The sequence below is a fragment of the Streptococcus mitis genome (assembly GCF_901542415.1).
In the GTDB taxonomy this organism is placed as follows: Bacteria; Bacillota; Bacilli; order Lactobacillales; family Streptococcaceae; genus Streptococcus; species Streptococcus mitis_BL.
On record NZ_CABEHV010000004.1, the window covers coordinates 1,958,203 to 1,971,303 of the forward strand.

The 13,101-nt window shown below is 35.6% G+C and carries 4 protein-coding genes and 1 pseudogene; 2 read left to right on the forward strand and 3 right to left on the reverse strand.

Annotation, left to right across the window (positions count from 1 at the left end; translation table 11 throughout):
• Positions 1-153 precede the first annotated feature (153 nt).
• The 3 genes from nusB to efp are packed head-to-tail and all read right to left on the reverse strand — an operon-like array spanning position 154 to position 1,543.
• Positions 154-579, reverse strand: a complete 426-nt coding sequence (gene nusB / locus FQT24_RS10095) for a transcription antitermination factor NusB (RefSeq protein WP_143952917.1) — start codon at positions 577-579, stop codon at positions 154-156.
• Positions 572-961 (reverse strand): Asp23/Gls24 family envelope stress response protein, encoded by a 390-nt coding sequence (locus FQT24_RS10100; RefSeq protein WP_125411107.1) that lies wholly within the window; start codon positions 959-961, stop codon positions 572-574. Before FQT24_RS10100 ends, nusB begins: the two co-directional genes overlap by 8 nt.
• Positions 962-982: 21 nt before the next feature.
• Complete coding sequence (gene efp, locus FQT24_RS10105) at positions 983-1,543, reverse strand: elongation factor P (RefSeq protein ID WP_000568643.1); 561 nt, start codon at positions 1,541-1,543, stop codon at positions 983-985.
• Positions 1,544-1,830: 287 nt separating this feature from the next.
• On the opposite strand from efp, the pseudogene FQT24_RS11245 reads away from it, so the two are divergent.
• Both FQT24_RS11245 and FQT24_RS11250 read left to right on the forward strand, forming a co-directional pair.
• Positions 1,831-1,905: pseudogene (locus tag FQT24_RS11245) on the forward strand (YSIRK-type signal peptide-containing protein); the annotation flags it as partial.
• Between the two features lie 3,396 nt (positions 1,906-5,301).
• Positions 5,302-12,942, forward strand: a complete 7,641-nt coding sequence (locus FQT24_RS11250; RefSeq protein WP_391592445.1) for a MucBP domain-containing protein — start codon at positions 5,302-5,304, stop codon at positions 12,940-12,942.
• The last annotated feature ends 159 nt before the right edge of the window (positions 12,943-13,101 follow it).

The following is a 13,101-nucleotide window of genomic DNA, read 5'->3' on the forward strand; positions in this document are numbered from 1 at the left end:
AACACTGTTTTGAGGTTGCAGATAGAACTGACGAAGTCAGTAACATCTATACGACAAGGCGACGTTGATGCGGTTTGAAGAGATTTTCGAAGAGTATTATTCTGTGCAGAGGGGAAAGTAAAAAAGTGCTTGGAAGACCAAACACTTTTTCGCTTATTCATTTTCTTCAGTTACAAATTGACTAAGCAGTCCATTGATAAAACGAGCTGATTTTTGATCTGAAAAATTCTTAGCAAGTTCAATGGCTTCATTGACTGCTACCAACTGAGGTGTATCAAATGATGTGATTTCAAAGATTCCCAAGCGTAGTAAGTTTTTTTCGACCAAGGTCAATCGTTCAACTGTCCAGCCTGATTTGAGGTGCTGGTTGATTTGTTTATCCAACTCGTCTTTTTGAGCTTGAACGCCAGAAACCAAGTTCAGAAGAAAGGCAGGGATTTGCACATCTGCATTTTCACGGTCATGCGTGTAGGCAAAGTGACAAGCTGTTTCCATATCTGTACCGAATTCAAGACTCATAAGAGCTTGAAAAGCGCATTTACGAAGTTCGCGTCTAGATTCTAATAATGGACTAGTCATTGAGGAAGTCCTCGTTAAATAGATCTTTCAACTCAGGTTTTGGTGTTTTATCTGGAACGATTCCTGCAACATGGATGTTGACAGCAGAAAGTTCCACATCAGCCATATCACGGACAGCATCTTTTACTGCTTTTTGAATAGCAAGAGCGACTTTTGGTACCTTCACACCGTACTCAAGATAGAGATAGATATCAGCTGTCAGCTCTTCTTCGATATTTTTAAGATAAACGCCACGACCAAGAGAGAGTTTTGATAGGGTATCAGATACGGATTTATTTGAAAATGAGTGGACACCATCAACTTTAGCAGTTGCGATAGCAATGATTTTTTCAAGTACACGTGGAGCGATAACGATTTCGCCAAATTGTTCTTCAATTCCCATAGAATGACCTCTTTCTAGAGATTAGGCACGAGAAACGTAAGTTCCTTCTGCAGTGTTGATGATCAATTTTTGTCCAGCTTCGATGAAGTCAGGAACGTTGACAACAAGTCCAGTTTCCATAGTTGCTGGTTTACCAGAACCTGTAACAGTAGCACCTTTGATAGACGGTTGTGTTTCAGCGACTGTCAATTCAACAGTAGTTGGTACAGTTACACCGATTACTTCAGTTCCGTAGAATTGGATTTTCACATCAGAGTTTTCAAGGATGTAAAGCAATTCATTTTCAACATTTACGACTGGGATTTCGTATTGGTCGTAAGTTTCAGTATTCATGAAGTAGGCAGTTTCATCCATTTTGTACAAGTATTGAGCTGGAACAGTTTCGATAATAGCTTGTTCGAATTTTTCTTCTGGACGGTAGCTTGTGTCAAATGTAGAACCAGTACGGACATCACGCAATTTCATACGCATAATCGTGTTCCCTTTACCTGGTTTGTGGTGGCTAGCTTCCAAAACGCGGATCAATTTTCCGTCTGCAGTTTCAAATGTCATACCAGCTTTCAATTTGCTTGCTTCAATCATGTTTTTACCTCTTTAATAAATATTATTACTCTTCATTTTACCATAAAAGGAATGAAAAAGAAAGTTGGAGGTGGGATAATGGAAATATTTATATAAATGTATACTTGTGTGAAAAAATGTTTTAGAAGGGTATATTTTTTAATGAAATTTATAAATAAATATCTTAACAGTTACTTTGAAATATGATATAATTTATACAGTATATTTGTACCTAAGTATATATACAAGGAGAAAAAATGTTTAAATTGTCAAGATAACAAAAAGATCATCGATATTTTTGTGGAAATAGATACGAAAAATATTCGATTAAAAAATTAAAAGTTGGTGCTGCGAGTGTCTTAATCGGGGCAGGATTTTTGTTTGGTTACAATGTAGATACGGTAGAAGCAGACTCTGCTACTGAAACGGTAGTGACGAAGGATGCTGATACGGGACTAAGCCAAGCGCAAGGAAATGCTCAAGCAGGAACGATCTCTGAGCCAAAAGTAGATAGTGCAGGGAAAGCGGAGTTAGCTGAGCAGCCAAAAGCAACTGAAGAGACAGAAAAGCCTGTAAAAGCGGCCGAAAAACAGACAGACCAAGCTTTAACAGTTTTAGAGAATGCTAATACAGAAGTGACTGAGACAAAAACATCTGTCGATTTATCTCTCTTGCAAGCAAAATTAGCAGATTTGGAAGCTCAAATTGAACGCATCCGAGGAAATGAAAAACAAGCTTCTCAAATCCAAAATGCTGAAAAACTAGTTGCAGAAGCTAAGCAATATTTAAGTGCATTGGATGCAACACAGTCAGGAGCTGATAAAAAAACAAAAGAAATTAGCTCATTAACTTCTATTTTAAAATCGATTAAAGGAGTAGAAAAGAAAGAAGTTTCTACAAAAAACGAAGCAACTGAAAACTCTACTGCAACTAAAGAAGGATTAAAGAAATTAGCAGATGAATTAACAGAAGCTGTTTCAAAAGTAGTAGATTTATCTTCTGAAGATGAAAAGAAAACAATTGCTGAAGCCCGTGAGATTTTAAAGGAAGTACAATCTTTTAATGAAAATCAAAACGAAACAGAATTAGTAAAACTATATCAAAAAGTTCAAAGAAGTAGAAACTCTATTGTAAACTTATCTACACGTACATTTAGTGGTAAAAGAGACATTCGTAACGGAAAAGAAATTCCTAAGGAAGATTTACGTGCAGATGCTAGTGTAAGTAATGATGCACTTTATGGACATTTATCGTTTTTAGATTCTAATGGGGTAAGTAAAAATATAAGTGAAGATACTATTCCAGTAGTGAGTAACGGAGATGGAAAACGTGTCTTGAAATTACAATTAGGTTTTTCAAGTTCATCTGCAACACCGATTAAAAATGGTAAAATTCGTTATATTATTCCTAAAAATCATTTAAATACAGATGTAAAACCATCACTTTCTAACTCAGCGTTAGCAAGTGGAAGTCCAAAAGATCTTTCAGATGAAAATAACTTTATCTATGAAATTCCTCTGAATACGATTACTGGTGGTGCTGTAGGTCAACTTAATATCGAACATCAAATTAGTTCTTCAATTGATAAGAGTCCGTCAGCTGGTGATACAACTATTGCTAGAGCAGAATTTTATAATGGAGACGAACTAATTTCCACAACAACTGCTACAGCAAAATATGAGTATTTATCTCAAATTCTTTATAAAGAATCTGATAAAAAAGAAAATAAAAATCTTTTTGATTATGTTCCAGGCTACTATGATAGAGATTTAATTGTTGGATCTAAAAATTCCGATGGAACATTTAGTCCAATTAAGGGGAATACTTTTACTCTGCCATTTATTACCTACGATAGAGGGAAAGACTTCTTACAAGGTACAGATGTAGGGGATAAAAATGGTAATGGTCGTCTTACTGATGTAGATTATACAATTACAGGTATTCCAGAATTCCTAGAATTAGTTCCAACAGTTGAAACAAACCGTTATTGGACATTAGAAGGAAATGTTGCTAAGTTAAATTACGATAAAACATCTGTAGATGCATATAAGAGACCTACCAGAGTTGGTGCAGAAATTAATAATAATGGTCCAGTCTTCCGTGTAAAAGAAGGATATTTTGATACTCCACAAAAAATGGAAGAATATTTAAGTTCTAATGGCGGTAAAAAAATTAATATCGAGTACAAAGCAATTGGTCATCGTCCAGATGGATCTACTTATACTCAAACATTAGCAACATCAGAAGCTTTAAATAATCAATTGAAATTCTCGATTGGTGATGATGTTCCAGCACCTATTCCTGCACAACGTATGGCTACGGGTGTTACTACACCAAATAAACAACGTTTATTCTCTAATCAGAGTGATACGGATGAATTTAATGTTTATTATGCCTACAATTCAGGTCCGTTAAGAGATGCAAATGGCGCAATGACTCCAAGAGCATTAAAAGGTAATGGAGATAAACTAGATAATAATTATTTCGTATATTCTGTACCAACAGATAAACCAAATACTTACTTTACTCACTTCCAATTAACTGAGACACATGCAAATGTCATTCAAAAAGATGGAACAACTAAGTTAGAATATTATAATAATTCAGAAGCGAGTAAACAAAGCTTTAACTATACATTTGCAAAACCATTTAAATTATATGGGGTAAAAGCAGATGGAACTCGTGAAGAGTTAAAAGAAATGTCAACAGCTAATCAATTATATGAAGAAGTTGAAATTGATAAATCAAAACAATTTACACGTTTAGTCTTAGAGCATCCAGATATCGCTGATAAATATATCGAAGCTGGAGATAATTATGTTCCATTAGGATTTAGATCGACTGTTAGAACAACGATGGCTAATTGGCAAGAGATGGCAGCTGATGATAGTATTACACGTCATGAAAATAATATTGCAGTAAGTCTATCAACTAGCGGGAATTCATTAGATGCTGCTACAAAGATGACTTATCCAGCAACAGTTAAGAAAGATAGTTATAATACTGCTGTTCATACCAAAGAACGTTTCACGGCTGAATTAGCTATCAGTCCGGTATTACCAAATAGTGATAAAAATGCAGCAAGTTATGATGCAAACCGCGGAAATGATAAGAATAATATTAGTCGTCAACAAATTGTACCATTTATGGTTCGTTATAAAGCAAGTGAATACTATAATAATGCCATTAAGACAGTAGATGGTAAAAAAGTACTAAATAATGACGACTTGGATGAAAAGATTCAAAATGCGACAGTGATGCTTGTTGCGGACTCAGCACTTCCATTAACGAATTTCCGTATGCCAATGGATAATAAACTATTTTCAAACAAGTTCTCAGCACAAGGTAGATCGAACTACAGTGCAGGAAATTATGAAGATGTTGTTAAAGATACAGATGCCATTAATCCAGATAAAATTATCAAAGATTATAAAGGTGAAAAAGGAAAAACAGCTTATATCTTTAAAGCAAAAGATTTAGGCTTGAAGTCTGTTGACTTAAATTTAAACCAATTGAACACTGATGGTCCAGTTGCTTTAACCTTTGAAGTTGTCAACAATGGTCAAGCAGAAAACGGTACGTATCATATTGATTCATACTTAGTATGGGACAAAGAATCAAATCGTTTAGTTGGTAAAGACCCAAGCTTAAGTGCAGACATTTTAGAAGGTCATGAACCTGGAAGACAAGTTGTCAAAGCAAGTACAGATGTAACATTAAAAGTGGCATCGGAATACTATACTCAATTAACCATTGCGAAGAAAAATGAAGTTGGAGTAATGGGAATTATCAACGTTAAAAATGGTGAAGATGTTGTTCTTAACCCATCTGTAGTAAATGCTGCCGATGCACCAGCAGTTTTAAAAGAAGTAATGGTTGAGATTCCTAAGAACTATGGTGAACCACATAAAGTAGCTGAAACAAGTCTGAAAGGTCCTATTGCAGCTACAGCTGATTATCATGTGGAATATACAACTTCTAAAGGAACAAATGCTGAAAAAACAGTAGCTCCGTTTGTTCGTGCAGATCAAATTACGGACTGGAGTACAGTTACCGCTGTTAAATATGTATTCGATAGAGAATATACTCTTAATAAAGGGGAAAAATTCCAAACAAGTTTTGATGTTAATGTTCATACAGATAACCCTAACTTGGTTGAAGGACAATCACAAGTTTGGTTGAAAGATGGAAGAAATACATGGTTAGAATCTAATAAAGTAGGATTAATTACAGAAGATCAACGTGGTAAATTAAAAGTAAGACACGTTAACTTGTCAGGTAATGATATTATGTCAGAAACTACTGATAAAGGATTCCAAGATGATCCATATACTACTTCATCATACGGTATCATCGATAGAGCTAATGATGGAAAAGCTTATATTTATAGCCATGTTCATAATGAGTCTGATCCTACTGACGGTATTTATGAAAAACAACAAACGAAAAAAGTAATTTATGTTTATGTAGAAGCTGATCGTAAAGAAGAACGTAAAGATGTAACTCGTACAATCAACTATGTAGAAAAAGATAATGAAGGAAATGTCATTTTCCCTCAGAGAACATATACACGTCCAGCTAAACGTGTCGTTTATACAATTAAAGAGGGCCCCAGAACTGGAGAGAAAATTTATGGGCCGTGGGAAAGAGTTCGCAATTCAACTCCTTTAGATTGGCCAACTGAAGTTTCTCCGACTGGTAATAATGATTATACTTTAGTTGGTAGAAAAGATGATGAAACAATTAAAAATGTTGAAAAAGAACCAATTGTTACTTGGAAAGCTCCAAATGAAGATATTCAAGTAGATCCAGTTACAGGAAAAGTTACGATTGCAGCTGATAAGGTAAAAGCTGGAACAGGAATTTCTGTAGTAACCAAAGATTCAAACAGTAGATTAACAAATGTTTCTTCAACGGATAATGGAGGCAATAAAGTTATTTCTCCATTAGCTTCAGAAACTACAAGATTAGAAATCACTTATATTCCTAAAGGTCAAAAAGAACCAATTACTTCTATCGTTACTAAAGAAGGAAATAGATGGACTACAACAGATACTAACCTTACTTTAAATGCAAGTAGTGGTGAGGTAACGATTTCTAAAGATAAGAGAGAATTTGGCCAAAATGTTACAATTGTAGCGAAAGATAATAATGGTAATAGTACAACTTTACCTGCAATTAGTAATAAGAAAGATGCTGTCATTGGACCAGTAACTGAAGCATTTACTATGGATATTACGTATACTCCTGCTGGGCAAGAATCACCAGTAACAGTAACTGTATCAAGAGAAATAATTGAAAATAAAGAATATACTGTTCTTTATGAGGCTAGAAAAGGTTCAATTAATATTAATTATGAAGATACAGAAGGTAATGTCATTAAAGCTAAACAGGCTTATGTATCTAATCAAAAATTAACAAATGCTACGGATGTTGATGGTACAGAGCTTACAGGACCTAATAAATCAGGGTTTAGTATGGGTGCTCTTCAAGGTGAGAAAAGAGAAAAATTCAGACCTGATAAGATTACATTGGAAGATGGAAAAATCTATAACTTGAGAAGAGTGAAACCAAACACACCAAGAGATTACGGTAATTTAGTAGAGGGAACTACAGAGATTACTTATGTCTATGAATTAGCCAAAGGTACTGTAAGAGTTAAATATCAAGATACTGATGGTAGAGGATTTGGTTTAGCTGATAAGGTTATTAAAGATAATGTTCCAACTGGAGAAGCGTACGATACTACAACTTCGGAAAATAAACCAACTCGTTACGAAACAGCTGACGGAAAAGTTTATGAATTAGTAACTACTGCTAAGACAGACGGTAATGTTCAATATGATGCTAATGGTGTGAGAACGAATGTAAACCAAGCTACAAAAGCAGAACCATCTGGTACAGTTGCTGAAGGAAATAAAGAAATTACGTATATTTATGAGTTGAAAAAAGGAAGCGTAGTTGTTCACTATATCGATACAGAAGGTAATAAAATTAAAGACGACCGTACTGATAAAGATAATGTAACGACTGGAACACAATATAATGTAACTGATGCTACAAATAAACCAGCTAAAATTACAACGACAGAAGGAAAAATCTTTGAATTAGTAACTGAAGCAAAAACTGAAGGTGAAGTTCAATATGATGCAACAGGACTTAAGAAAGATTCTGCAGCAGTAACTGGACGAGTAAAAGCTGAAACATTAGAAGTAACTTATGTTTATAAAGAGAAAAAATCTGGTGTTAATGTTAAATATGTAGATAGTCAAGGTCGTCCAATTGCAGGAACTGCAACAATGCCTGGCGATACAACTGAAACAGTAACAGTAGATGGATTAAAACCTGTAACAGACGCAAGTATTAAATCTGACTATGATGTTACAAGTAAAAAAGCAACTAAGATTACAACTGAAGATGGTAAAGTTTACCGACTAATTGCTGATAGAGATGGTTTACAAGCAGGTTCTAAACCAGCAACTGGTAAAGTAGAAGAAAACGAAATTACAGTTACTTACCAATATGAGTTACTAGGAAGCGTAGTGACTAAATATGAATTATCAGATGGTACTAAATTAACAGGTGCATTAACATTTGATAATGCAACATCTGCAACAGAAGTTGGAGAAAAAGGGTTAGCAGTTGCAAATGCAACAGATGTATCAAATGGTACAAATTATGATGCGAGCACTCCAGCTAACAAACCGAATAAGATTACAACAGCAACTGGAGAAGTATATTACCTAGTATCTTCTGATAATGGAGTAAAAGCTGACTCAGCACCAGTTACTGGAACAGTAGAAGAAGGTAAAACAAAAGAAGTTACTTATGTCTACGAAAAAGCAGGTTCAGTAGTCATCAAATACATTAGTACTGACGGTACTGAAATTAAAACATCTGTACAAGATTCTACAAATGCTAAACCAGGAACAGCCTATAACGCAGCTGAAACTGATGAAAAACCAGCAACAATTGAATTTAACAACAAGAAATATAAACTAGTTACAAAAGAAGGTACTACTACAACTAATGCAACTTACTCTGCAGAAGCAGTCGTAACAAACGGAGAAAACGTTGGAGCTGCAGAAGGACAAGTAGTATCAGGAAAAACTCTTGAAGTAACATATGTTTATGAAGAAGTTAAAGGAAATGTACTTGTTAAATATGTAGATGAAACAGGAGCTCCACTAGCAGGAACTGCAACAATGCCAGGAACTACAACTGAAACAGTAACAGCAGATGGCGTAAAAGCAGTCACTGAAGCAGAATTAGGAACAAGTTATGATAACAAAGTAGCTGAGAAAAAAGCTACTAAGATCACAACAGCAGATGGAAAAGTATATGAACTTGTAACTGAAAACAATGGATTATACAATACCTCAGAGCCAGAAACAGGAACAGTAACAGAAGCTGATAAAGTTGTAACATTCGTTTACAAAGAGAAAAAATCAGCAGTAAATGTGAAATATGTTGATAAAGATGGACAACCAATCGCAGGAACTGCAACAATGCCTGGTGATGCTACTGAAACTGTAACAACTGATGGATTAAAACCTGTAACAAATGCAAGTGTTAACAGTGATTACAATGTTGCAGACAAAAAAGCATCTAAGATTACTACAGCAGACGGTAAAGTATATCGATTAATTACTGAACGTGAAGGATTATTAGATGGATCTAAACCAGTATCTGGTAAAGTTGAAGAAAACGAAATTACTGTAACTTATCAATATGAGTTAGTAAATGGTAACGTAACAGTAACTTACAAAGATACTGAAGGTAATACAATCGAAGGCTACGAAACACCTAAGGACGCAGAAAAAGATGCACCAACAGGTAAAGACTTCAATACAGCAACAGACGCGTTGAAACCAAGTAAGATTACAACGCCAAGTGGCAAAGTATACAACCTAGTACCAGCACGTACAGAAGGAACTGAAAGTGGCAAAGTAACAGAAACCCCACAAAACGTGACTTATGTATATGAATTAGCTAAAGGTGATGTAACAGTAACTTACAAAGATACTGAAGGTAACAAGATCGAAGGCTACGAAACACCTAAGGACGCAGAAAAAGATGCACCAACAGGTAAAGACTTCAATACAGCAACAGACGCGTTGAAACCAAGTAAGATTACAACGCCAAGTGGCAAAGTATACAACCTAGTACCAGCACGTACAGAAGGAACTGAAAAAGGTAAAGTAACAGAAACCCCACAAAACGTGACTTATGTATATGAATTAGCTAAAGGTGATGTAACAGTAACTTACAAAGATACTGAAGGTAACAAGATCGAAGGCTACGAAACACCTAAGGACGCAGAAAAAGATGCACCAACAGGTAAAGACTTCAATACAGCAACAGACGTGTTGAAACCAGCTAAGATTACAACGCCAAGTGGCAAAGTATACAACCTAGTACCAGCACGTACAGAAGGAACTGAAAGTGGCAAAGTAACAGAAACACCACAAAACGTAACATATGTATATGAATTAGCTAAAGGTGACGTAACAGTAACTTACAAAGATACTGAAGGTAACAAGATCGAAGGCTACGAAACACCAAAAGATGCAGAAAAAGATGCACCAACAGGTAAAGACTTCAATACAGCAACAGACGCGTTGAAACCAAGTAAGATTACAACGCCAAGTGGCAAAGTATACAACCTAGTACCAGCACGTACAGAAGGAACTGAAAGTGGCAAAGTAACAGAAACACCACAAAACGTGACTTATGTATATGAATTAGCTAAAGGTGATGTAACAGTAACTTACAAAGATACTGAAGGTAACAAGATCGAAGGCTACGAAACACCTAAGGACGCAGAAAAAGATGCACCAACAGGTAAAGACTTCAATACAGCAACAGACGCGTTGAAACCAAGTAAGATTACAACGCCAAGTGGCAAAGTATACAACCTAGTACCAACACGTACAGAAGGTACTGAAAAAGGTAAAGTAACGGAAGAACCACAAAACGTAACATATGTATATGAATTAGCTAAAGGTAACGTAACAGTAACATACAAAGATACTGAAGGTAATACAATTGAAGGCTACGAAACACCAAAAGATGCAGAAAAAGATGCACCAACAGGTAAAGACTTCAATACAGGAACAGACGCGTTGAAACCAAGTAAGATTACAACGCCAAGTGGCAAAGTATACAACCTAGTACCAGCACGTACAGAAGGAACTGAAAGTGGCAAAGTAACAGAAACACCACAAAACGTGACTTATGTATATGAATTAGCTAAAGGTGACGTAACAGTAACATACAAAGATACTGAAGGTAACAAGATCGAAGGCTATGAAACACCTAAGGACGCAGAAAAAGATGCACCAACAGGTAAAGACTTCAATACAGCAACAGAAGCGTTGAAACCAAGTAAGATTACAACGCCAAGTGGCAAAGTATACAACCTAGTACCAGCACGTACAGAAGGAACTGAAAGTGGCAAAGTAACAGAAACACCACAAAACGTAACATATGTATATGAATTAGCTAAAGGTGACGTAACAGTAACTTACAAAGATACTGAAGGTAATACAATTGAAGGCTACGAAACACCAAAAGATGCAGAAAAAGATGCACCAACAGGTAAAGACTTCAATACAGCAACAGACGTGTTGAAACCAGCTAAGATTACAACGCCAAGTGGCAAAGTATACAACCTAGTACCAACACGTACAGAAGGAACTGAAAGTGGCAAAGTAACAGAAACACCACAAAACGTGACTTATGTATATGAATTAGCTAAAGGTGATGTAACAGTAACTTACAAAGATACTGAAGGTAACAAGATTCCAGGTTATGAAACACCTAAGACTGTGGAAACACAATCACCAACAGGAAAAGAGTATACTACTGTAACAGAAGCGTTGAAACCAACTAAGATTACAACGCCAAGTGGCAAAGTATACAACCTAGTACCAGCACGTACAGAAGGAACTGAAAGTGGCAAAGTAACAGAAACACCACAAAACGTGACTTATGTATATGAATTAGCTAAAGGTGATGTAACAGTAACTTACAAAGATACTGAAGGTAACAAGATTCCAGGTTATGAAACACCTAAGACTGTGGAAACACAATCACCAACAGGAAAAGAGTATACTACTGTAACAGAAGCGTTGAAACCAAGTAAGATTACAACGAAAGATGGCAAAGTATACAACCTAGTACCAACACGTACAGAAGGAACTGAAAAAGGTAAAGTAACGGAAGAACCACAAAACGTAACATATGTATATGAATTAGCTAAAGGTGACGTAACAGTAACATACAAAGATACTGAAGGTAACAAGATTCCAGGTTATGAAACACCTAAGACTGTGGAAACACAATCACCAACAGGAAAAGAGTATACTACTGTAACAGAAGCGTTGAAACCAAGTAAGATTACAACGAAAGATGGCAAAGTATACAACCTAGTACCAACACGTACAGAAGGAACTGAAAAAGGTAAAGTAACGGAAGAACCACAAAACGTAACATATGTATATGAATTAGCTAAAGGTAACGTAACAGTAACATACAAAGATACTGAAGGTAATACAATTGAAGGCTACGAAACACCAAAAGATGCAGAAAAAGATGCACCAACAGGTAAAGACTTCAATACAGCAACAGAAGCGTTGAAACCAATTAAGATTACAACGCCAAGTGGCAAAGTATACAACCTAGTACCAGCACGTACAGAAGGAACTGAAAGTGGCAAAGTAACAGAAACCCCACAAAACGTAACATATGTATATGAGGTGGAACCAAATAAACCGGTGGAACCAACAAAACCAACTCCTGAAGTGAAGGAAAAAATAACATCATATGTAGATGAAAAAGGAAAAGAAATCAATCCATCCGATAAAGGAACAAAGGATAAGAAAGACATTCCAGAGTACACATTCAAAGAAACGAAGAAAGATAAAGATGGAAATACAATTCATGTATATACTAAGAAATCTTCTTCAACACCATATTCACCAACACCTTCAACTCCAAGTAATGAAGAAAGTAAATCAACAGTTTGGAAAGATACTGAAGGTAATGTTCTAAAACCTCAAGAAGATGGTACAAAAGATAAGGGAACATTTACTGGCTATGAATATGTCAAGACTATTTTAGTTGGAAATGTAACAACTCATATCTTTAAGAAAGTGGTTACTCCAATTCATGATGAAACCCCTTCTCATTCAGATGTTCCTGGACAATCAGATATCCCAGCTCATTCAGATGTAACAGCAACATCAGATAAATCAACTCAAATAGTGAATTCAAATGAATCAACATTTGTAGATGGTAAACGGGAACTTCCGAATACAGGTACTCAATCATCAACTTCATCTCTCCTTCTTGGAGCTCTAGCAGCAATAACTGGCTTAGGATTAGTTTCAAGACGTCGTAAAGATGATAAAGAGTAAGAAATGTATAAAGCGCAATAAGTAGCTTATCTATCATTCTGAAGTTTATGATAATCAAGAAAAGCCTTTCCTCTATTCTTAGGGGAAGGGCTTTTTGAAATAGGATATGTAGGTAAGGTAAACCCCAATAACGAGGTATATTGAAAAATCTCCAGACTA